The 21,318-nt window shown below is 31.7% G+C and carries 26 protein-coding genes; 16 read left to right on the top strand and 10 right to left on the bottom strand.

Going from position 1 to position 21,318, the window contains the following annotated elements:
• Window positions 1–185 precede the first annotated feature (185 nt).
• From V7S50_RS09735 to V7S50_RS09695, 9 genes are all read left to right on the top strand, one after another.
• A complete protein-coding gene (locus V7S50_RS09735; protein WP_061662689.1) occupies window positions 186–1,310 on the top strand; it encodes a ParM/StbA family protein in 1,125 nt (374 codons plus the stop codon).
• Window positions 1,311–1,354: 44 nt separating this feature from the next.
• Window positions 1,355–2,125: a hypothetical protein gene (locus V7S50_RS09730; RefSeq protein WP_336376164.1), complete on the top strand. Its 771-nt coding sequence runs from the start codon at window positions 1,355–1,357 to the stop codon at window positions 2,123–2,125.
• 138 nt (window positions 2,126–2,263) lie between these two features.
• Complete coding sequence (locus V7S50_RS09725; protein WP_242299205.1) at window positions 2,264–2,812, top strand: type II toxin-antitoxin system PemK/MazF family toxin; 549 nt, start codon at window positions 2,264–2,266, stop codon at window positions 2,810–2,812.
• Window positions 2,813–2,861: 49 nt separating this feature from the next.
• Window positions 2,862–3,035, top strand: a complete 174-nt coding sequence (locus V7S50_RS09720) for a hypothetical protein (protein ID WP_336376165.1) — start codon at window positions 2,862–2,864, stop codon at window positions 3,033–3,035.
• A 207-nt stretch (window positions 3,036–3,242) separates the two neighbouring features.
• Window positions 3,243–3,599 carry a hypothetical protein gene (locus tag V7S50_RS09715; protein WP_086877521.1) on the top strand — a complete coding sequence of 119 codons (357 nt, stop codon included), beginning with the start codon at window positions 3,243–3,245 and terminating at the stop codon, window positions 3,597–3,599.
• A gap of 34 nt (window positions 3,600–3,633) precedes the next feature.
• A complete protein-coding gene (locus V7S50_RS09710; protein ID WP_319790662.1) occupies window positions 3,634–4,005 on the top strand; it encodes a hypothetical protein in 372 nt (123 codons plus the stop codon).
• Window positions 4,006–4,051: 46 nt separating this feature from the next.
• A complete protein-coding gene (locus V7S50_RS09705; protein WP_061662694.1) occupies window positions 4,052–4,231 on the top strand; it encodes a hypothetical protein in 180 nt (59 codons plus the stop codon).
• Between the two features lie 82 nt (window positions 4,232–4,313).
• Window positions 4,314–4,790 (top strand): hypothetical protein, encoded by a 477-nt coding sequence (locus V7S50_RS09700; RefSeq protein ID WP_242299157.1) that lies wholly within the window; start codon window positions 4,314–4,316, stop codon window positions 4,788–4,790.
• A 27-nt stretch (window positions 4,791–4,817) separates the two neighbouring features.
• Window positions 4,818–4,991 (top strand): hypothetical protein, encoded by a 174-nt coding sequence (locus tag V7S50_RS09695; protein WP_319790660.1) that lies wholly within the window; start codon window positions 4,818–4,820, stop codon window positions 4,989–4,991.
• An 82-nt stretch (window positions 4,992–5,073) separates the two neighbouring features.
• On the opposite strand, the gene V7S50_RS09690 is transcribed toward V7S50_RS09695, so the two are convergent.
• The 3 genes from V7S50_RS09690 to V7S50_RS09680 all read right to left on the bottom strand — a co-directional run bounded on the left by V7S50_RS09690 (window position 5,074) and on the right by V7S50_RS09680 (window position 6,521).
• Entirely contained in the window at window positions 5,074–5,619 is a 546-nt protein-coding gene (locus tag V7S50_RS09690) for a guanylate kinase (RefSeq protein ID WP_336376166.1), read from the bottom strand.
• 22 nt (window positions 5,620–5,641) lie between these two features.
• Window positions 5,642–5,860, bottom strand: a complete 219-nt coding sequence (locus tag V7S50_RS09685; RefSeq protein WP_336376167.1) for a hypothetical protein — start codon at window positions 5,858–5,860, stop codon at window positions 5,642–5,644.
• An 82-nt stretch (window positions 5,861–5,942) separates the two neighbouring features.
• The gene (locus V7S50_RS09680) at window positions 5,943–6,521 is read right to left on the bottom strand and encodes an HD-GYP domain-containing protein (RefSeq protein ID WP_336376168.1); all 579 of its coding nucleotides are present in this window, start codon (window positions 6,519–6,521) and stop codon (window positions 5,943–5,945) included.
• Window positions 6,522–6,743: 222 nt separating this feature from the next.
• Between V7S50_RS09680 and V7S50_RS09675 the strand changes: the two genes are divergently transcribed.
• The 7 genes from V7S50_RS09675 to V7S50_RS09645 all read left to right on the top strand — a co-directional run bounded on the left by V7S50_RS09675 (window position 6,744) and on the right by V7S50_RS09645 (window position 10,776).
• Window positions 6,744–7,091: a hypothetical protein gene (locus V7S50_RS09675; protein ID WP_336376169.1), complete on the top strand. Its 348-nt coding sequence runs from the start codon at window positions 6,744–6,746 to the stop codon at window positions 7,089–7,091.
• A 98-nt stretch (window positions 7,092–7,189) separates the two neighbouring features.
• Window positions 7,190–7,726, top strand: coding sequence for an SLOG family protein (locus V7S50_RS09670; RefSeq protein WP_336376170.1), 537 nt, complete (start codon window positions 7,190–7,192; stop codon window positions 7,724–7,726).
• A gap of 63 nt (window positions 7,727–7,789) precedes the next feature.
• Entirely contained in the window at window positions 7,790–7,963 is a 174-nt protein-coding gene (locus V7S50_RS09665) for a hypothetical protein (protein WP_176523841.1), read from the top strand.
• A gap of 26 nt (window positions 7,964–7,989) precedes the next feature.
• A complete protein-coding gene (locus V7S50_RS09660; protein ID WP_336376171.1) occupies window positions 7,990–8,355 on the top strand; it encodes a cyclic-phosphate processing receiver domain-containing protein in 366 nt (121 codons plus the stop codon).
• An 89-nt stretch (window positions 8,356–8,444) separates the two neighbouring features.
• A complete protein-coding gene (locus V7S50_RS09655; protein WP_242298419.1) occupies window positions 8,445–8,726 on the top strand; it encodes a hypothetical protein in 282 nt (93 codons plus the stop codon).
• Between the two features lie 154 nt (window positions 8,727–8,880).
• Window positions 8,881–9,741, top strand: coding sequence for a hypothetical protein (locus V7S50_RS09650; RefSeq protein WP_336376172.1), 861 nt, complete (start codon window positions 8,881–8,883; stop codon window positions 9,739–9,741).
• 174 nt (window positions 9,742–9,915) lie between these two features.
• On the top strand, window positions 9,916–10,776 hold the full coding sequence (locus tag V7S50_RS09645; RefSeq protein WP_336376173.1) for a hypothetical protein: 861 nt from the start codon (window positions 9,916–9,918) through the stop codon (window positions 10,774–10,776).
• Window positions 10,777–10,831: 55 nt separating this feature from the next.
• Here V7S50_RS09645 and V7S50_RS09640 read toward each other — a convergent pair whose 3' ends face one another.
• The 7 genes from V7S50_RS09640 to V7S50_RS09610 all read right to left on the bottom strand — a co-directional run bounded on the left by V7S50_RS09640 (window position 10,832) and on the right by V7S50_RS09610 (window position 21,281).
• Window positions 10,832–11,575 (bottom strand): metallophosphoesterase, encoded by a 744-nt coding sequence (locus V7S50_RS09640; protein ID WP_176527259.1) that lies wholly within the window; start codon window positions 11,573–11,575, stop codon window positions 10,832–10,834.
• 40 nt (window positions 11,576–11,615) lie between these two features.
• Window positions 11,616–12,422, bottom strand: a complete 807-nt coding sequence (locus tag V7S50_RS09635; RefSeq protein ID WP_336376174.1) for an ATP-grasp domain-containing protein — start codon at window positions 12,420–12,422, stop codon at window positions 11,616–11,618.
• Between the two features lie 75 nt (window positions 12,423–12,497).
• The gene (locus V7S50_RS09630) at window positions 12,498–13,196 is read right to left on the bottom strand and encodes a metallophosphoesterase family protein (RefSeq protein WP_098368942.1); all 699 of its coding nucleotides are present in this window, start codon (window positions 13,194–13,196) and stop codon (window positions 12,498–12,500) included.
• Window positions 13,197–13,247: 51 nt separating this feature from the next.
• Entirely contained in the window at window positions 13,248–13,487 is a 240-nt protein-coding gene (locus V7S50_RS09625) for a hypothetical protein (RefSeq protein WP_000700015.1), read from the bottom strand.
• Window positions 13,488–13,537: 50 nt separating this feature from the next.
• Complete coding sequence (dnaE, locus tag V7S50_RS09620; RefSeq protein WP_336376175.1) at window positions 13,538–17,251, bottom strand: DNA polymerase III subunit alpha; 3,714 nt, start codon at window positions 17,249–17,251, stop codon at window positions 13,538–13,540.
• Between the two features lie 147 nt (window positions 17,252–17,398).
• Window positions 17,399–19,537 (bottom strand): hypothetical protein, encoded by a 2,139-nt coding sequence (locus V7S50_RS09615; protein ID WP_336376176.1) that lies wholly within the window; start codon window positions 19,535–19,537, stop codon window positions 17,399–17,401.
• A gap of 79 nt (window positions 19,538–19,616) precedes the next feature.
• Window positions 19,617–21,281 (bottom strand): AAA family ATPase, encoded by a 1,665-nt coding sequence (locus tag V7S50_RS09610; RefSeq protein ID WP_336376177.1) that lies wholly within the window; start codon window positions 21,279–21,281, stop codon window positions 19,617–19,619.
• Between the last annotated feature and the right edge of the window lie 37 nt (window positions 21,282–21,318).

Below are 21,318 nucleotides of genomic sequence, written 5' to 3'. Positions count from 1 at the left end.
GTTTCGGAGGGGTTTTGTTTTTTGTTGCGTATACAAAACATCATGCACATAATATGTTTTCAAATAAAATACTATTTTCTATTAATATATGAAATATAAAATTTTATACACCTTTTATTGACGTTCTTTAATTTTTCATAGTAAAATCAAGTAAGACGTTAGAAACATTAAGGAGGATTCCTTTCATGACTAAAAACTGCGATAGAATGATTATTGTAGACCCAGGTAAAAATGCAGTAAAAGTATTTTCTGTAAAAGAAGATGGTACTTTAGATAAAGTATTCAGCTTCCCTTCAAAGACAGAGGCTAAACGAAACTTCCGTGGAATTGATGGCTCAAGTGCTCTTCAATTCAAGGTAGAAATTAATGGTCAAAAATACATCGTTGGTGAAGGTGTAAAACGTACATACAACTTTGAAATCACAAAGAACAATGACCATCATAAATTATGTGTTCTTACTGCAATTGCTAATATTGTAGAAAAAGATAACGAAAAAATTGATTTAGTAGTTGGTTACCCTTCAAGTGATTTTGAAAACGAAAAACAACGTAAAGAATTTGAAGAATTACTTTTAGGTGATAAAAAAGGTGAAATTTCTCTTCACTTAAATGATGAAAAGAAAACATTCACAATCAGTTCAATCACTGTAAAACCAGAAGGAATGGCTTTATTCCCTCGTATGCAATCAAAAGAACAAAAAAACTTCCATATCATTGATATCGGTGGACAAAATGTAAACTATCGAGAATACGATGCAAAAGGGAATACTATTAACTCTTGTAGTTTAGACAAAGCAGGTATTAACCACTTAGAGCAATACATTAAAACCGAATTACGTAAAGTTGTACAAGCCGATGAAATTAACGTATCTGAACTTGATGTTTTACAATCCATTTCAGATGGTAGAATTGTAGAGGTTAACAATATTGATGGCTATAAAGATAGTGCTGAATTTATCGAAGATGTTGTATGCAACTTTATCGAAATTCGTATTATTGATGAATTATCTGGTCGTGGAGTTAGTATTGAACAAAAAGGACACTACATCATTTTCACAGGTGGAGGTTCATTACGCTTAGAAAACTATTTAAAAGCTCTATTACCACACAACACTTCCAATATGGACTTTTCTAAAACTGCAAAATGGGATAATTGCATTAGCTATTCAATGAGACATATCCCTGAAGTGCAAAAGGATAAGAAAAAGTTAGTTGCTATGTTTGCTAAAATCGTTTCTCAAGTAAAAGAAAAAGATTTTGAAAAAAGTCGAAATCCTTTCCTTAAAGAAGACGACAAAGTAGCACTTTAAGAAACAGGATATTATCCTGTTTCTTTCCATAAAGGAGAATGCATATGGATAAGAGTAAATATAAGAAACATATAAATGTCTCCCTTCAAAATAAAAAGTATTATGATTCAATTAACCCTATATTATTAAAATGGGCATCTAATAGTGAAAACATGTCAGAAAAGGTTAGTGAGTCTATCCTAATGGCAGTCCGATTAGAATCTTCAATAGGGATAAATAAATTAATGAACACGTTTGAAATGATTGAAAAAACACTTCAAATTTATTTCCCTGAAAAAAATAATACTTATAACGAAGCGGTAGAAAAAGCATTTGAAAAAATCGTTAATGTAAATGGTGCTATGCTATCTGATTTCATAACAAACCCTGTTCAGTTCTCAGAAGCTCAATTACAATCTTCTCAGAAACAAGAACCAGTTACTTCTGCCCCTAAAGCATCTATAACAGAACAAAAGCCTGTTAATAATCCTGTTGTTAAAACAGAAGAAATAACAGACAGTGAAGAAAAACAAGAAGTTACAAATCACAAAAAAGAAGAACCTGTTATGGATGAAGGCGAAACAACTCAAACAAATGAAGAAACGCCTAAAAATGTAAAAGCAGAAGAAAACCCAAAAGACGATATTAAAATTCCTACTCCTAAAGAGTCTAAAGAAGACGAAAAACTTAAAAAAGAAAATCTTCCTGAAGAGCCTAAAGAGGACGAGAACTCTGAAAAAGAAAAACTCCCTGAAGAACATAAGGACGATAATCAAGACGAAAATGAGGAAGTAGAAATAACAGATGCAGATGTGAGTCTATTATTTGGAAATTAATTCCAATAAAAAGAAGCTACTTATTAAAGTAGCTTCTTTTTTTGTGCATTTTATTATAAATCTTTCATTTTCGAATAAAATAAGTAGATTATAAAAAAACAGGTAATTTAACAATTTTATTTCTAAGGAGAGATTATGATGAATCAAACAGTTTCAGGAGATACTCAACAGGTCGGAGAAAATACACAACAAACAAATCAGGTTTACAGTACAGTTTACTACCAAGGAGAAGATGTAGAAAATGCCCTGCTAAATGCAACGGAAACAGATTTACAAATTTTCAAAGGGTTAAAAGAGTTCACACCTAAAGGTATGGTGTATACAGTGAAAGAACGCTATACACAAAAGAAACCTAAACACGGGGAGATTTGGACTGTCGATTTAGGAGTTAACGTTGGTTCTGAAATGAACAAGATTAGACCATGCGTTATCGTTTCACCTGATAGTTATAACGAATCTCAAAAAATAGTAGTTGTTGTACCTATCACTCATGCTGATAAAAGTTTAGATTGTCACATGAAAGTAAACTCTGAGTTACTTATAGATAAAGATTGTTCTATTAATGGGATTATAAAAACAGAACAAATTCGAACTGTTTCTCACGGACGTTTACATAAGTACAAAGGAACATTATCAAAGCCAGGATTAAGTGAATTAAAACTTAAAATGAAAAATTTTTATTGTTAATCAATTCAGTCGTATAAAATGATTTTTAAATTAAGTGGAGGTAACGGAAATGACTTATTCAGAATGGTTAAATAATAACAATATGGTATCTGATACGGTATTAAAGGAAAGATTATTGCAAGACTGCTTTTCTCTTTCTTCTGTCAAAAGAAGAATACAAGAAAATCACGATATGTATGAAGAATATTGTCAGAAAAACAATTTAACACCAATTTATAACTGAATAATTCTTTTATGAAGGGATTGGAGAAAATGGCGAATACATGTAATTGTGGCGAAATATATAATTGTTGCGATTGTGGTGGCAATGATTGTGGTTGTGCTTATTGTTGGTCTTGCAACGCTTGTGAAGATTGTTTGAATGAAGATTGATAAATAGTATATTTTGTTTAATAAAAAGATGTTTACTTATTCTTGGAGGTAATGAAAAATGAATAATAAAAAGTTGATGGCCAAGTTAAATGACTTATATACTCAATTCTTAGCAACCAGAGAGCAGAGCCGAAGAGTAATAATGCAAAGCGGAATTATTAGAAGGGCTTTTGGTGTGAAAGAATATGAGATTGGAAAACCCGTTAAAGATTATGAGCGAGAGCTTGTCTTATCTGATGATGATATTAGACATGAATTTAACGAGCGTATATCTTTTTGGAATTGGGCTAAAAAAGAAAATGATATGGACAGAGCAAAGGAATTCGAAAATATAGTTCATTATTTCATTGATGCTGTAAGATTTTTCAATGAAAGTTTAGCAGATGAATTCCAGAAATCTGTTACTTGTGAATAAAAGGTTCCCTTTTTTACTAATTGGAGGTTTTAAAATGGATTTTAATTATATTCTAAATTACGTTGAACAAAAGGAAAGTTTTGAAGACATTTTAAATTACGTTCAAGCAAACGAAAGTGATTTAACGGTTTTAAATGTTGGTAGTTGTTATTTTACAGCAGAAAACAAAGAAGGTTATAGAGCTGATTTTGAAATAGGGAAATTTGAAATGGCTTTTATAACTTATGAAACTGGTAATGCCTACTCTCTCAGAGACCGATTTATCACTACTGGGAAAAACGCTACAATTCATAAAATTGTGGAATCGTTGTATAAAGCATTAGAAGAAAGTAAACGTAGAACTGATGAAAATAAGAGAATCAGAGCATATAGAAAAGCTCAGAAATGCAAATGTGAATATTTATAAAAATGATATTTTTATAGTAAAAATAAAATGAACAGGTGGAATAGAAATGAAAAAGATATTAAAAGATTTAGCGAATACTTTAGCAGAGGCTAATGAGGAATTAACACAACTCGAAAAGTTAGATGGTAATTTTCATATGGATAAAAATCGTAGAATTTATAAAAAGATAGGTGAAATCAGAGGTCTTGAAAAAGCCATTGAGATAGTTAAAGGTGAGCAACTGTAAATAGTTGCTTTATCTTTTTTTAAATTAATTATATCCAAAATATATATTAGATTAATAAAGAGATTATTTGGGAGGAAAAGAAATGTTAACATATGAAATTACTAATATTAATGTATATAAAAAAGGCGACCTAAAAGGTTATATGGATGGTTTCATCACTTTTAAAGATGGAAATCATGAGAGTACACATGAATTCCTATATAGATTTGATGATATCGAAAATGGAAAAAACTTCACTTTAGTTACCATTGATTATGGTTATACTGTTCCTGGAATAGACAATATTTATGAGAACATAGAAAATAATTTAAAAGGAATTGTAGTAACAGAACAATTAAAATCCACATACCCATTACATTTAATTGAATCTGTTAGACAAAGTTTAGGATTAAACAAAGATGATATATCAATGGACTCTACCATTTTAGAGATGGATAAGTCTGAAGTGTTTGCCTGTGTCGTTCAATGGAACGGTTTATTAGGTGGATATGATGTAACAATTAAGGATTGGATAAAAGATATTTACGATGTTAATTTGGACGATATTGATAAGAAATAAATAACTTTAATCAACGGAGGGTTTAAAATGGAAATCAAAGTAAAATACATAGGTGAAGATTCTTGGGGAAGAAAGTTATATCAAAACATAAAAAACAAACATGTTTATGCAGTTGTAGATGATTGGTATTATACAACAAGCAACGATGGTGAACCTGATTGCCCATTAAGAAAAGATATTTGTATTGTTATAGTTAAATAGATAAGCTAATTTTAATGAGAGGTTTATATACCTCTCATTTTTTTATTTGGATTAATTCAATAATAAAAAAGATAGCTAAATATTAGACTATCTTTTTCGAAACAATCTTATTCAATTCTTGTACAGACCTTTCAAAGTTATTATTTACAACTATATAATCTGCATGTACGTGATTCATTCTCTCTTTATTTTTAATACAATATAGGATTCTCTCTTTTATCTTACTAAAAGAATCCCTTCTTTTAAACATCCTCCACGCCATACGAATCAAGGAGAGAGAAATAAATATAATCGTTACAATTTCACCATATGCCTTTTTAACCTGCATAGCCCCATTAATATCAGTAACAACATAGATTCTATCGTGCATCGTTAATTTACTATCTATCTCTTCCCTACTGACACAATATGAATTCCCTGCATATACAACACTTTCTATTTTATCCAATTCATCAAACGTTTTATTTGAAACGAAATAATAGTCTTTCCCATCTACTTCCCCTGCCCTTGGCTTTCTTGTGGTATGAGAAATTACTTCAGGGATTCCCATTCTTTTTTCTAACGTTTTCCCTAATGTTGTTTTTCCACTTCCTGATGGTCCCACCAAAATAAATATTTCTTTTTCCATCAAATCAATCCCCTGTCGTCTTTCACTTCTTCTTTGGGTTCCAAGGTGTTAAAGTTGCCAATGAAACTTCAATTTCTTCTTCCCTAATCTTCTCTGATGAACGGCTCACAATTCCAATTTTAACACTCGCCATTAACTTCTTTTTATCAATCGAAATAATTCGAGCATTCGCAACAGAACCCTCTATATATTCACACACTACTAAATCACCGACTTTAAAATTAATTTTTTTCTCATTCACGTTTGTTCCTCCCATAATTACACAATTGTTACTATCAGTATAATACCATACATTAACTATAGTCAATAAAAAAAGAAAGGTTTTATAAACCTTCCTTTTCAATATAACTAATGAATCCTTTTAGTAATCCACTATCAAATTGTTTATCTGATTCCGCAACCATTAGCTCGAACACCGCTTCTTTTGTAAATGCTTCTTTATAAGAACGTTTGTGAGATAATGCATCGTATACATCAATTACACTCATGATTTTAGCAAGTGGATGAATTTGTTTTCTCGTTAGCGAGAAAGGATATCCTGTTCCATCCAATCTTTCATGATGTTGTTGAATAATAGCCTTAACATCATCATTAACCATTATATTCGGGATGTTAATTGTATGTGTTTTAATAATCGCAAACTCTTCTTCAGACAATCGTCCTTTTTTATATAAGATTTCATTTGGTAATAAAAATTTACCTATATCATGCAACAAAGCACCTACAATTAAATCATTCAAATTCTTTTTAGTTAATCCTAAATACATACCAAATTTACTTGCCAATACCGCACAACGAATAGAATGTTGCACTGTTTCGTCTTTAATCAGTAATTCCATTTTTTTATTAATATGTAGTAATTTTATAATTTCCTTTTTATATACAGTAAGCAAATAAGTCACTCCTCTTTTATATTTTCGCTTCTGTATTATATAGCGTTTTATTTAGCATATAACCAGATATCCATATAATTCATATTCCGAATTATCATATAATAATTAAGTAAAGTCAATAAAAAAAACAAAATATCATTTACTGATAGTCAAATGATATTATATGTTTTATTGACTATAGTAAATAAACTATGTTATTTTAAGGTGACAGAATATTTGAAGGAGGCTTTTATGGAACAAATAAAATCACATCCAGTTAAAGATGTTTATCGTATATCAGATGGGTTGTTAGTTGAAATCCATAAATACGAACGCATCGGAAATGTATGGATGCAAGAAACAAAGCAAACTAAAGGTGTTCAAGGTTGTAGAGGATTGCGAGTATTAACGGAAGATTACGGAGATAACATTCCTCAAGGAACTTTCATTCTTAATTCTGTCCCTATTCGAGTTGTTACAGATGCTTACTTGTTTAAAGCTGAAATAAAAACAAATGGTAGCGGGTTATACGGAAGTATTCCAGAGTTAGAACGAACATTAAAAACGATTCAAAATATTTTAGACTCCTATAAAGAGTAATTAGAGTTCGAATGAATACCAATCTCAGAATCTATAATAAGTGTATTTATAAAAACAGGTATAGAAAACTATAACATGAAAACGGAGATGTTTGAGCTATGATTATTGTTGTTACAGGTCATCGACCAAAGAAATTAAATAATATCTATGATATTTATCATCCAATGTATGTTTCTATTGGAAGAGAAATGAGAGGTTTTATTTTGAAACAAATCACATTGTTAGAAGATGGCGAAAAGCTAAGGTTAGTAACTGGTATGGCTTTAGGAATTGATACAGTGTTCGCTTTAATTGCATTGAAACTAAAGAAAATGTTTCCTGAACAAATTATTCTGCATTGTGCCGTTCCTTGTGCAAGCCAAGAAGACCCTTGGCGTAAACCTGACAAAGATAGATATCATCGAATTTTGCATGAGGCAGATGAGGTTGTTTTTGTCTCAAGAGAAAAGTATGTAGACGAACAAACTATGTACGATAGAGATGAATATATGGTAGATATGTTAGCTGTTGAACGAGGCTATTTACTTGCAGTTTGGAATGGAATCCCAAATGGAGGTACTTACCATACAATCGAATACGCCCAAGGAAAAAGTGCATCAATCCAAACAATTGACCCAAATCGACACATGCAATGAGACCAATATTAATTGGCCTCATTTTTCTATGTGTTAGATTATATAAGGAAAGGATGGATTTAGATGACTTATGAAGTGATTCATTACTGCCATGTACTACCTACTTTTCACACTGTAGAATCTGGACTTACTTTGAAAGATGCACAAGATAAAGTAAAAGAATTAGCAACAAAACACAAGTACAGTAAACACGCAATGGATTGTTGCAAATTCTATGTTCAACCAGAAATAAAATAATACAATGCATAAAGGATTGAAATAAAATGACTAAAGAAAAAATTAATGTATATTTAGACGATAAAAGAGACTGTCCCAATGGATTTACAATTGCAAGAAATATGGAGAAAGCAATTGAACTCCTTACAAACTATGATGTTCAAATTCTTTCACTTGACCACGACTTAGGAGAGGATGAGAATGGGAAACTACTCCCTACTGGTTATGATTTCGTGAAATATTTCTGCTTACACAATTTATTTGTTGAGCAAATTTATATTCACACTGACAATCCACCAGGTCGTCAAGCTATGTATGAGACGCTGAAAGGTGCTCAAAGACGAGGATTTATTGCTGAAGATATTAAAATACACCATTACTCAATTACAGTGAATAGATACTCTGGCGAATAAAACGTGCTCGCAATAGAATTTAATAATAATGTTCTTCCTTTCTTATTATGATACAGCAGACATTTATTTAAGAGAGGATGAGCATTGCGATGGCAAAACCAAAAACAATAAAAGGAACTGTTGGAGAAAAGACAGTTGAATATAAAGAAATGACTATGAAGGAATATTTTGTAGTTTTCATTACTACATTAGTAGGAATCTCTATCCCTACAGCAATGATTGCATTTTTCTTTGTTAAAATCACAGAACTAAACACATTCATATCAATTGGAATTGGATTAATTATGACAATTTCATTAGTATTTTTATTTGGATGGCACAAACCTGCTTATGCAAATGAAAAGAAATCAGATGAAGATGATGACGAGTAAGAGGTGTATCTATAAGGATGCATCTCTTTTTTATATTCATAAATGTTAAAGCATGATAGTCCCTACTATTTTACATTTTGGTTACATTACCCATATAAATTATATTTATTTGATATAATAATATCCGAAATTAACGAATATAGGAGGTTTTATTTTGGCTAATAAAAATAGAACTAAGCAGAAACAAAATAATAAATCACAAAACACTCATCAAGTACAAGAAACACCTGATTCTGCCTCTACAAAAATCAACAACAATGAAACAAAAAGTAATAATGAATTCTTTAAGATTATAAGTCAAGCAACCCTTATTGTGTTGTTGTTAACAGCACTAACTTATTCGTTTACAGCCCTGTTTAAATCAGGATATCATCATTATTATCAATTAAATGATTACTCCTTATTAACAATTGATACAAGTGATTTTGTTCATTTCTTTTTAGTATCATTTCGTTATCTATTCCCCCTAACAGTAGCTTATGTTGTTGTTAGATACATATTCTTAGCACCTGAATTTTTCCTCAGAAAAGGTGGAGTGAAAAGTATAACAATTGCTTTTGTTATTACACTTTTATTTGTACCTATTTTTATATCTTGGATTTTTAATATAGACAAGTTCGATAACATATATATATTGGCATGGGCACTTGTTACAAATTGTATAGTTTTTTATCAGTTCTTCTCACCTAAAGTCCAATCTATATTACAATTTCTTCTAACACCAATTAGACCTTACAAAGTCTTTTTTATTCTCAGTGCTTTTATATTTTTAGGAATTGGCTCATATAGGTTAGGCGTTGATACAGCAAAAAAACAAGAAGAATATTCAATTGTTACTCAGGGTGAAGAAGACCTTATTGTAATTAGTACCAAAGGCAACAGTTTAATTACAGCCCCTTTCAATAAGGATACAAATACAATAAAATCAACCTTTACTGTTATTCCTATGAAAAATCAAGTAAGTTTAAAGACTACAACACTAACTAAAAATTTAAAAGTAAAATCCGACATATAAACAATATGAATACATAAAAAACACCTTATTTGTCTTTAGGTGTTTTTATGTATTCAGTACTTCCCTATTACTCACTAAAACAATATAATTTCTTTATGCATCCCAACTAAGTCTTATAATAGAATGATATAATCATATTAACAAATCATCTTAAAATGTTTAGGAGGAACACTGTTGATTGAAACATTATTAATAAAATTTTACAAACAAAACCTGAGTAATTATGCATTAGTATACAAACATGTTCTCATTAACATCATCATTGCAGTTATAATAATTTTTCTTTCTGTACTAATTCCAGCCCCCTATATTATTCATAATAACCAAGAGTTTCTATTAATATCTATATTTTTCTTTATTTCATTAATAGTAGCTGTTATGTCACTAAGTTTATTAATTAATCTTCCTGCAATAAATTTTACCAGGAGATTTTATAAAATAAAACTACGTAGTTCAGAGTGGGAACTTTTTCGTTTATATTTATTAAAAGAATATTTAGTTGAAACTAAATTCATAGATGCTGAAAATAAAAATACAAAAGAAAACAAGGAAACAATTGAAATGATTATTTCTTTATTCCAACAAAAACTTGAAAATCGACAAAAGAATAAACCTTTTTCGATTTTGGGTTCATACTTTAACACTACTATTGTATTTTTAATTCCCATTTGGACCGCATTTAACAATCAAGTATACTTTAAAGAAGTTACCCTAAATGAAGCAATTCATAACATAGGAACTATTTTTTGGGTGGTACTACTTTTATTTGTTCTGTTCTGTATGATTAAAATATATAAAATACAATATAAATTTCTTTACCCTGACTACAAATTGCAAGAAATCATATACATGCTTTCACAATTGCAAATCATACATAATAATGACAAGTTTTCACAAAAACATATACCTCAAGACCAAAAGGACAAAATTAAAACCATGGTAAAAGATTACAATTACAAGAAAACAAGGAATAATCAAAAAGAAAGAAATACCACTTCATTTTTAAAAAGATATTCTTATTTCAAATGGAAGTGATAAAAAATAAAAGCACCTATTATTAGGTGCTTTTTTAATACAACTTCTTCCCCTTTTAGACTGAAATCGTCTTATATGTATTCCCGTCAATAACTAATCCATTCAGTTGACCATCAAAGACCGCTCCCCCATCAATTCCAATCTTTGTCTTACATGGAGAAATCCAAACATCATTGGACTTATCTTCATTTAATACTCTTGTAATAGTATGACCAAATACAATTGTTTTTCCTGTTTCATTTATACCATAATGAAATGGTTTTCGAATCCAACTAAAATCCTTTTCGGATGTGTTTTTCCAATCGGATAACGCAAGATTCACTCCTGCATGTACAAATATAAAATATTCTGTTTCATAAAAATAAGGCATGTCTCTTATAAACTGAATGACCTCTGGATATTTCTCTTTCATTAAGTTTGCAAGATGTTCAGGCATATGTCTAATAGATGCCTTTTCTCCTAAAAACGAATCTATTGTAGCATTTCCACCTTGATTCAAGTAAAATTCCCCCTCATTTACAGGGTCATCTATAAAATTCAAAAACAATTCTTCATGGTTACCTTTTAAAAAAATAGCATCATATTGTTTCTTCAAGTACATAGCTAAAATCAATGTTGATTTTGATTTCTTTCCTCTATCGAGCAAATCACCTAATTGTATCAGTCGATGTGTATCTCTATCCCACTTTTTTAACAAGGTTGTAAATTCTAATAAACATCCATGAATATCCCCGACCACAAAGAATCTATCTAATACTTGCTTAACTTGAGTTATCTTCATAACTTCTAAATGGTTCATTTGTGTATCTCCTATCATCTACTTTATATCAAAATAAAGCTTAGTTTGGCATTTCATTTATAGCTTGTACAAGCAAAATTTCATCACAATCATACAAACCTGAAGTATTAATATTGTTGTACTCAACAACTTTAAATCCATTATTCGTCTCTGCAATATCAATTACAAATGCATTTGCTAATGGGAATTGGTTAATCATTTTCATTGTGTAGGAAAGTAATTCATCAGAAGGTTTACGGACAGTGCTCATGACTTTATTTTCTTTATAACAAGAACTGGTCACGATGTTCTGATTGATGACAAAGAAACGATATTCAGCTTGTATTTCTTGTATAGGAGAAATCATTAATTTTTGACCAAGATAAGGACTATCCTCCTTACATTCTCGTTTCTGCCATGCCAAAAATTCTTCTCTTGTCACCGTTTGACCTGTAAATAACTTTGTATTCCCTGTAGGTCGAATAAAGAACTCCTCATCTATCGGATTTAGCTCCCATAAATCACCTACAATAAAATCTTTGTTTAACAGTTCATCTCCCAATACTTGCTGAAATACTTCAAATTCAAATTGGTCATTCATAAAAGAACCAGGCTCCAAATTCATTTCTTTCGCTATATTTGCAAGGGTTTTAGAACCATATACCATTACTTGTTCATTACAAATAAAATCATTTAAGACTCTATCAGAATTATCCCTTGGTATTTTATTTTCCTCATCAATCACTGTTAGTGAATTATCTTTGTCTACTCTTACAATCAAATACTCTATAGAACACTTTTCTAATGCTTTTAGAATCCGTATTGTATTGGGGTTATAATTTAGAAACTCTTGTACTAACCATTTCATTTCCGATTCTCCTTTCTTAGTATCATGTATAAAATGCAGAAGAGATATTGTTTTCCCTTCCACATCTTCTTATTATTACGCTGAAAACCTCAAAGTTTCAGATTCACTAATTTTAAGGGCATGTAAATAGCCACCAAAGACCGCTCCCCCATCAATTCCAATTTTTGTTTTGCACGGAGATACCCAAACATCACAATTATTATCATCATGATGTAGATACGGAGTAGGCGTATGACCAAAAATAATGATTTTTCCTGTTTTGTTTTTTCGTTTATGAAATGGTTCTCGAATCCACAAGAAATCATCTTCCCCTGACTCTCGCCAATCCTGTAGGATTAAATTAACACCTGCATGTACAAAAATATGACTATCTGTTTCATGATAAAGAGGCAGATTTCTAAGGAACTCTACTTCTCTTGAAAACTCTCTTTTTATATAGTCTGCAACTTCTGTCAGATACTTAAATTCATAGCCTGGTAAAAATGTTGAAAGGGTTTCTCTTCCTCCATTTCTGAAATAGGATTCTGCATATGAATGTGGCATGTCTAACCACTGTAAAAACATAGCTTCATGATTTCCTTTTAAAATAATAGCTCCATACTCTTCTTGTAATTTCATGGCAGTTAGAATACACCCTAAACTATCTGGTCCCCTATCAATTAAATCACCTAATAAAATAAGTTGCTCTGTTTCTCGATTCCAAGACTTAAGTACTTCATCTAAATTCTCTTTACACCCATGTAAATCACCCACTACAAAAATACTTTTCTTCATTTCTATCACTCCTCTAAATTTTATATTTTTATTCCTTTATAGATAAATAATTTAATTTTTATTACTGAATTTCTCTTGGTAATCTTTAAATACATTCTCGAAATACGATAAACTTTCGTTTCCTCTTTTAATGAATTTTGATTGCCATCTTAATTCCTCTAATAATTCTTTCCAAAAACGCTCATCTGACTTTGTAGCTCGGTTTTCTACAAATTCCTTTTCTAAATAAATTAATTTACTGATAGTCATTCTATGTAATGCTTTAGCTTTTAACTTTTGCATAATTTTCATTTGTCATGTCTCCTTTTGATAAAAAGAAAGAGAGAATTATCTCCCTCTCTTTAATAGTTCACTCGACAATTTTGTTTCCCTACAATTTCTTGCATCTGTGTAATCATCGTCAAATTAAAATGAGTGAAGTTTACTTTGTAAGTATTGCCCCCAAAGATAAAATAAACAGGCACTGTACTATCTTCTGACTCATATTCCTTCAAATAATCTCTTACTTTTACAAATTGTTTTCGTGCATTATTCACGTTGCGAGACCCTAAAAGAACAATCTCTTTTGGATTCCCATCATTACCAACATCATGGATATCAATCACTCGTTTTACCATGATTTGTGTGCCTCGGTCATCCTCTTCAAATTTACCTTCAACCGCAATGATACTACCTTCATGTAACAGACCTGCACTTTGCTCTAATACGTTAGAGAATGCAACACACTTAATCTCCCCTGTTGTATCTTCTAATTTAAATACATTAAGAGGTTTATTGTCTTTTTTCGTGTAGTACGTTTCAATTTCCGTAATAATACCTGCAACACGAATAGATTTTTTATAAGAACGAACTCTATCCGCTTCATCTTTTTCATCTGTATCTTGCAAGAACCCAATCTCACAAAATTCTTCTTCAGCTAACAATGTTTCATACGAATCAAGAGGATGTGCTGAAATATAAAACCCTGCAAACTCTTTTTCCTTTTCCAATTGAAAATCAATGTTAAACTCTGTTAATGTAGGAGTTAATACCTCTCTGATTTTATCTTGGCTTAATAACGGAATATCAAAGATAGACAATTGTCCTGATTGATAGTCTTTTCGTTCTTGTGAAGCTACCAATAGTAAAGCATCTAACATCATTAATTTCGAATTACGTGTACCTTCAAAGCTATCGACTGCCCCTGAGAAGATTAATGCCTCTAATACCCTTCTATCCACTTTTTGATATTTTGCCATTCGAACCGCACAATCTTGGAAGTTTTGGAAATCTCCTCGGATATCTCTTTCTTCAATCAAACGACCTGAAATTTTACCCATGTTTCGAATACCTTGTAATCCAAAGCGAATAGAATCACCTTCAACTGTAAATACTTCTCTTGATTTATTTACATCTGGTGGTAAAACATCAATTTTTTGTCGTTTACTAACAGCCATGTATGCTTTGATTTTATCTGACTTTGTAATGAATGAATTTAAAGTGGCACACATATATTCTGTTGGATAGTAATACGCTAAGAAACCTGTTTTTATTGCTACATTCGCATAACCTGTTGCATGAGATTTATTGAATGCATAACGTCCGAATTTCTTCATTCGTTCCCATAAAGCAATTGCAATATGTTCATCAATTCCATTTGCAACACAACCTGTAATTCCTTTTTCCTCTGAACCGTGTACAAAGTATTCACCATACTCATTTAAAAGGGCTTCTACTTTCTTTGACATCCCTTTTCGAATGGTATCTGATTGTCCTCGTGTAAAGTTTGCTAATTCACGAACGATAAACATACATTGCTCTTGATATACGATGATGTTGTAAGTCGTTTCTAAAATAGGTTGCAACTGAGGAACATCATATTCAATTCCTTCAGGCTTTAACATGTTTTTAATGTAATTCGGAATTTCATCTAAAGGACCTGGGCGGTATAATGAAATACCTGCAATTAAACGCTCAAACAATTGTTTCCCCATTTCAGCATCTAATGTATGTGCATCTTGGAATAACTCCATCATGAAGTTTGTCATTCCTGCACTCTCTAATTGGAATACTCCTGCCGTATTACCTTTTGCAATGTATTCATAGACTCGTATATCATCGAGTGGAATACTTTCAAGTGTAATGGGTTCTAACCCTAACTCTTTTCGTTTCTTATTAATATCAATAAAGGCTCGTCCCATAACACCCATTGTACGAAGACCTAAGAAGTCCATTTTTAGCAAGCCCATCTCTTCACACTCATCTTTGTTATACTGGGTTGTATGCTCATAGGCTCCTGTATCTGTGTTCTCTAATAGAACCTGAGGAATATGGTCTGTTACGGCACTTGGGGCGATTATGACACCGCAAGCATGTTGTGATACGTTACGAGGTAAACCTTCAATACGAAGAGCAATATCAACAATTTCTTTTACCTCTGCATCAGAATGATACATATTATAGAATTCTGGACTCTCATCCAATGCTTTATTTAATGTCATACCTGGTTTTTCAGGGATGGCGTTTGCAATCATATTTCCTAATGGTTTATCTAATACACGAGCTACATCTCTAACAGATACTTTTGCGGCCAATGTACCGAATGTAATAATTCGAGAGACTGCTTCTTCTCCATATAATTCTTTTACATAATCAATTACTTCTTCACGTCTTGTATCCTCGAAATCAATATCAATATCTGGCATTGAGATTCGGTCAGGGTTTAAGAATCGTTCAAAAATAAGTCCATATGGAATCGGGTCAATATCCGTAATATCTAAGGCATATGCAACTAAAGAACCACAAGCAGAACCACGACCAGGTCCTACTAAAATACCTCTCTCTTTTGCATATCGAATAAAGTCCCATACAATAACGAAATAACCTGGGAACCCCATGGTTTTAATTGTTTCAATCTCAAAGGTTAATCGTTCTCGATATTCTTTACTTTTAAATTCTTTCTGCCCTTTAAATCGTTTCGCAAATCCTTCCCATGCTAAATGTTCAAAGTAATCCGCTTGCGATTCAAATCCTTCTGGTAGAGGGAATTCAGGTAGATAAATTTCTCCAAGTTGAATGTCAATGTTGATTCTTTCTGCAAGGTCAAGTGTATTATCAAGTAGCTCTGGCATGTCCCAAAACAAATCTTCCATTTCTTCAGAAGTGTGAATGTGATAACCACTCCCTGGAAAGACCATACGATTTGGGTCATCCATTGTTGTTTTCGTTCCAATACATAACAGAATTTCATGTACAGAAGCATCCTCAATTTCTGTATAATGGCTATCAGAAGTCGCAATTGCTTTCAAACCAAATTCTTCAGCCAATTGAAGCAACGCAGGATTTACAACCGCTTCCTCTTCACAACCATGTCTTTGGATTTCAATGTAGTAATTCTCCTTACCAAAAATATCAATCATTTTTTGTACTGTTTTACGAGCTAAATCCATGTCTCCCTTAATAATTGCTTGAGGGACAAGCCCCCCTAAACATGAGCTTGTTGAGACAACACCTTCACTATATTTTTCTAACCATTCCAGTTTTACATGAGGTTTATAATACTTATTCTCAAATCCCATACTTGTTAATTTAACAAGGTTACGATAACCCGTTGCATTAATCGCAAGTAACAACTGATGTTTACCTTCTTTTTTGCCATCTAAATTTTCAATATATGCTTCAAAACCTAATATTGGTTTTTTATTTGCTTTTTTCATTTTTTTATAAAAATCTAACGTCCCGTACATAACACCGTGGTCAGTAATCGCACTTGCCCACTCTGTTTTTGCAACCATTTCATGAATTTTTGTTGCACCATCCAATAAAGAATATCCTGTATGTCCATGAAGGCTGACATAACGTACAACATCTAACACATTTCCATTTACAACTGCTCTAAACATTTGTCTGCGTTCGAATAAGTTTCGATTGTTCTTTTCAAATTTATTTAGAGGCAATGTACAGATAAGTTCAAAAGTATCATCTTTATGCTTTTTTACCGCAACTTTATCTCCTTCGAGATGCAGTTCAACGATAGTTCCTTTTTCAATGCTTAAATTAGGAAATACAACTTGCACATTACTCTCTCCTCTCCAAATTTACGTTGACTATAGTTAATATAGATTTATTTTACATTAACTATAGTCAAAAAGTAAAGGAGAAAGAAAACTTCAGATAAAAGAAAAAAGAGCCGATGGATAACTTCCATACGACTCTTCTACTTATTACCTTGTAATTTCTCTTTTTAAAACCCTTGTTAATTCCTTGTTAATATCTGATGGGTCACAAGAAATTACCGATTTTTGATACATATCATTATATACATCTATCGTTTCTTCTCTGTGTCTTTTGCTTCCGAAACAAATAGATACAACCTTTATGCCATTTTTCCTCGCTTCTTTTACAGCATCTTTTACATCTGCTTGTCCTAACTTTTGCGATGGGTAAGCAGATGGTAGACCATCTGAAAGAATCACTAATAAACGATTTCTTTCTGGACGTTGTAGTAACTCCTTAATAGCGATACGAATAGAAAATCCATCCATATTTCCACCATTAGCTTCGAAATACGCATTCCATGATTCATTGAATTTACTATCATTAGAAAACTCACTTACAGTTGTATGCATTACATTTCTTCCACTTGCTCGAAAGATAGTTGATTTAAAGGGAATAAAACCTTTTATCCCTTCTTCAATTACTGCACAAGCCTTTTGAGAACAAGATACTTTATTATTGTTCTCATCCACCCTATCCATCATAGAACCTGAACCATCAACTAACATGTATGCTACATAGTCCGTTGTTTGTGGTTGTCCTTTTTTCAAGAATACATTGTAATCTTTTGTCCCCACTTTCCAAATCGAAGACGTATCAAGTATTCCTTTTCTTCTATGTCTGGAATCATATGTTTTTTTATTTTTAAATATTTCCTCTATTTCTTTTCTAAATCGTTTTCCATCTCTTTTTATATCTTCCGTTAACTCTCTATTTCTCTTTGTGATGGGAGATATAGTAAGTGTTGGCTTTTGTTTTCCGTATTTATTATCACTATATGCCTCCTGTACATCATTTACTTCTTTTTTTGTCACACCTTTATCTATCTTGACCTTTTTCTTAGATTCTTCCTTTTGCTTATCCTCTTCCTTTTTTGCATTTTTTAAAGCAAACTCAGCATCTTTCATTGCATCTTTTCGTACATTTTCAATGATATTTTCTACAATACTATTATCTGAAATTGAATTTGATTTAGATTCATCTTCATTTGAATCTTCTGTAGAATCATCTTGTTTACTTGTATTGTTTACATCGGATTCCTCTTCTGTTCCTTCTTGTGTTTCTTCATTTTCAGCAGAATCTTCACCTTCCGTAGAATCCTCATTACTTTCACTTGTTGAGTTAGCTTCACCTAAACGCTCTTCTTGTTTTGGGTCGCCTTCCTCTCCCTTCATATCACCTAAAATACCATTACCAGCCCCCTCATTTTGTTCCTGTTCTTGAGAAGAATCATCCTTATTTTCTTCCTCGGATTTAAAATGAACTGAAATTGCATTTCCTGGATTTTCAGATGATGTTGTATCAGGATTTTCACAAGTATATTGTGTGTAATCTGACATGTCATCTACAGACATTTGATTTCCTTCATCCTTTAACAACTCTGCAAGATAAGGAGCTGTGATTTCAATAATTCTCATGCATCTATTTGCACAACCTTGTGCCGTAGATTCATTGATGCCTTTAATCGTCATTGTTTTTATCTTATTTAATTCTTTTTCCATTCTTGTATTTTTATAATGTACCTCAAAATCTTTTGGGAATAGACCTGTTACAGAATAGCTTGTAATGGAATATAAAAAATCTTGTAATTCATTTTCTTTTCTTATAGGCTGTTCTTTCCAAAGAGTAGCATTTAAGAATTGAATATGTTTTTTATATCCTTTTTTTCTATTACACAGGCGTTTTTCGATACGACCATCCTCTACCGAGTTTAGTACATGTTTCGCAATTTTCATCCCATGATTTTGATGGATTTGAAATTTTTCATTTAAATACTCAGAACCATCTTTTAAGAACATTTTTAGAACCCTGTAGTCAGAGGATTTTATATGCTCTGCTTCATGTCCTGTTAGAGCCTTTAATGCTGAAAAAATCTCTTCATATGAAAATGATTTCTCTACAAAAATTTCAGGAAGTCCCACCACGATTTTCTTAAAATCGGTATAACTACTTCCCCCAACATTTAAACTAAATGGAATGTCTGTTCTTCCTAATAAATTGAAAATAACCATGTTGAGTTGATTATAAATGGATTTTCTGTTAAAATAATCTATGATGTTTTTTGTTTTGTTACTATGTTGTATCATAACGAAAAATATCTCCTTTTTAATTGATTTTTTGAATACCTGTTGAAGACGGAGTGACGGAAATCACTCCGTTTTCTTTTTATGCAAGTTCATTATCAATTACATTCATCACGTAATATCTATAGTCCTCATCTTCAATTCGGTTTGCCACATTATCAATGATTGCTTCTTTTAATCCTAAATCCTCTGCTACTTCTAATGCAGAAATAAACCCTCGAATTGTTAAGCAATTTTTTGAGATTTGACCAACTTCTACCATTGCGAAAATATTTTTATAAATCTTATCAGCATCTTGAATATCAATTAACGTTGCAGATGGAACACGTACTCGTAGCGTTTCAAGAATACTATTCTTAGAAGGGAATAAAATCGGTGTAAATCTATCCATAGTCGCCTCATTCAAAGGATTGGTTCCTATGTAATCTTTGTTCATTGTTAGCATGACACCAAAGTTTTGTTCTGCTTCTACCCAACCATATCCAGGTACTTGCATCGCTTCACGGTCATCAACTGCTGAGTGAATTTGTACTAACACAGATGGGTCAACAGTATTCACCTCATCTAAGTTTATAAAAGCTCCTACCTCCATTGCTTCAACAAATGCTTCTTTCTCAAAAATTACATTTGAAAATGGTTTTCCGTCTTCAGTTGTTCCTTGTTCAAAAGACTTAGAACCCAGCAAATCCATCTTATCGAATTGACTATTTAAAGACACTTCAAACAATGGTCTTTGATAAACCCACGCTAATGTTCGAACAAAAACGTTCTTTCCAGTACCTTTTTCTCCTTCTAAACGCAAATGCTTCCCTTTATTTGTATACACAACAGCTTTTTTCACTGCTCCAAATGTATCTTCGAATAAAGTCTCAGGTTTTTCAGGAATACGTTTTGCCACATCCTCTTCATACTTTCTATATGTTTCAAAAGTAAGAGCAATATGCTTTTCAGAAACATCATTACTTCGAAGATATGATTCAATTGCTTCTAACTCTTCTTTTTCTATTCCAACTCTATTCATCACTTCTTCTTTTATATCTTGGAGTGTATTTATATCTTCTACTTGATTAAAAATGTTTTCCAAAATAACTTCGTCGATTTTAAATGAAACTGTATACGTAGATGTTGTAATCTCAACGACTTTCCCCACTACTTCATCCAACATTTGCAGTCCTTTTGTTAAATCTTTAATTGATTCATCATTAGCATCCATGTTCACTTCACCTGCGGGCTCTCCGTTGAACAATGTAATGATTTTATCGTCATCTTTCTTGAAGGAGACTAATGTTGTATTATCTTCTTGGAAAGATTTCATAACTTTTGATTTCCCTGTATATTTTCGAATGCTTCCTTTTACACTTACCTTACGTCCCAACGTCTTAGCATAATGACTCATATCTTTATCTACATCTCCTTCTTCATTCTCCTCGTTAATCATCACACCTATATTCAATCCAATTTTACTCATCCCCATTCCATTACTTAATTGAATGGATGGATGAGATTCTACTCTACCTTCAATGCTATCATTAGTCATTTTAGCATGTAATTCTTTATTTGATATGCCTGTATGTAATGAAAGAATGTTTCCTAATACGTGACCTAATTTATTACCTCTTGAATCTACACATTTTACTGCTAATTTATCTTTTGGATGATTTGGGTCTTTTATCAATTCTACCTTTGTACCCACTCTAACATAATCCAAATTCTTTGCTCCTACCACTGCTACATGTACCTTTTTCATTTTCATTCTCTCCTTTTTATACAATTTATAAAAATAC

Origin of the sequence: Bacillus sp. CCNWLW194 (assembly GCF_037120585.1) — a bacterium.
Taxonomy (GTDB): domain Bacteria; phylum Bacillota; class Bacilli; order Bacillales; family Bacillaceae_G; genus Bacillus_A; species Bacillus_A basilensis.
The sequence above is the reverse complement of the archived record's forward strand: the minus strand, read 5'-3'. Positions and strand labels throughout refer to the sequence as shown.

What these genes read in the sequence shown, in the direction of transcription:
- V7S50_RS09735 (WP_061662689.1), top strand. Translation starts at nt 186, where the DNA reads ATGACTAAAAACTGCGATAGAATGATTATTGTAGACCCAGGTAAAAAT.
- V7S50_RS09730 (WP_336376164.1), top strand. Translation starts at nt 1,355, where the DNA reads ATGGATAAGAGTAAATATAAGAAACATATAAATGTCTCCCTTCAAAAT.
- V7S50_RS09725 (WP_242299205.1), top strand. Translation starts at nt 2,264, where the DNA reads ATGAATCAAACAGTTTCAGGAGATACTCAACAGGTCGGAGAAAATACA.
- V7S50_RS09720 (WP_336376165.1), top strand. Translation starts at nt 2,862, where the DNA reads ATGACTTATTCAGAATGGTTAAATAATAACAATATGGTATCTGATACG.
- V7S50_RS09715 (WP_086877521.1), top strand. Translation starts at nt 3,243, where the DNA reads ATGAATAATAAAAAGTTGATGGCCAAGTTAAATGACTTATATACTCAA.
- V7S50_RS09710 (WP_319790662.1), top strand. Translation starts at nt 3,634, where the DNA reads ATGGATTTTAATTATATTCTAAATTACGTTGAACAAAAGGAAAGTTTT.
- V7S50_RS09705 (WP_061662694.1), top strand. Translation starts at nt 4,052, where the DNA reads ATGAAAAAGATATTAAAAGATTTAGCGAATACTTTAGCAGAGGCTAAT.
- V7S50_RS09700 (WP_242299157.1), top strand. Translation starts at nt 4,314, where the DNA reads ATGTTAACATATGAAATTACTAATATTAATGTATATAAAAAAGGCGAC.
- V7S50_RS09695 (WP_319790660.1), top strand. Translation starts at nt 4,818, where the DNA reads ATGGAAATCAAAGTAAAATACATAGGTGAAGATTCTTGGGGAAGAAAG.
- V7S50_RS09690 (WP_336376166.1), bottom strand. Translation starts at nt 5,619, where the DNA reads ATGGAAAAAGAAATATTTATTTTGGTGGGACCATCAGGAAGTGGAAAA.
- V7S50_RS09675 (WP_336376169.1), top strand. Translation starts at nt 6,744, where the DNA reads ATGGAACAAATAAAATCACATCCAGTTAAAGATGTTTATCGTATATCA.
- V7S50_RS09670 (WP_336376170.1), top strand. Translation starts at nt 7,190, where the DNA reads ATGATTATTGTTGTTACAGGTCATCGACCAAAGAAATTAAATAATATC.
- V7S50_RS09665 (WP_176523841.1), top strand. Translation starts at nt 7,790, where the DNA reads ATGACTTATGAAGTGATTCATTACTGCCATGTACTACCTACTTTTCAC.
- V7S50_RS09660 (WP_336376171.1), top strand. Translation starts at nt 7,990, where the DNA reads ATGACTAAAGAAAAAATTAATGTATATTTAGACGATAAAAGAGACTGT.
- V7S50_RS09655 (WP_242298419.1), top strand. Translation starts at nt 8,445, where the DNA reads ATGGCAAAACCAAAAACAATAAAAGGAACTGTTGGAGAAAAGACAGTT.
- V7S50_RS09640 (WP_176527259.1), bottom strand. Translation starts at nt 11,575, where the DNA reads ATGAACCATTTAGAAGTTATGAAGATAACTCAAGTTAAGCAAGTATTA.
- V7S50_RS09635 (WP_336376174.1), bottom strand. Translation starts at nt 12,422, where the DNA reads ATGAAATGGTTAGTACAAGAGTTTCTAAATTATAACCCCAATACAATA.
- V7S50_RS09630 (WP_098368942.1), bottom strand. Translation starts at nt 13,196, where the DNA reads ATGAAGAAAAGTATTTTTGTAGTGGGTGATTTACATGGGTGTAAAGAG.
- V7S50_RS09625 (WP_000700015.1), bottom strand. Translation starts at nt 13,487, where the DNA reads ATGAAAATTATGCAAAAGTTAAAAGCTAAAGCATTACATAGAATGACT.
- V7S50_RS09615 (WP_336376176.1), bottom strand. Translation starts at nt 19,537, where the DNA reads ATGATACAACATAGTAACAAAACAAAAAACATCATAGATTATTTTAAC.
- V7S50_RS09610 (WP_336376177.1), bottom strand. Translation starts at nt 21,281, where the DNA reads ATGAAAAAGGTACATGTAGCAGTGGTAGGAGCAAAGAATTTGGATTAT.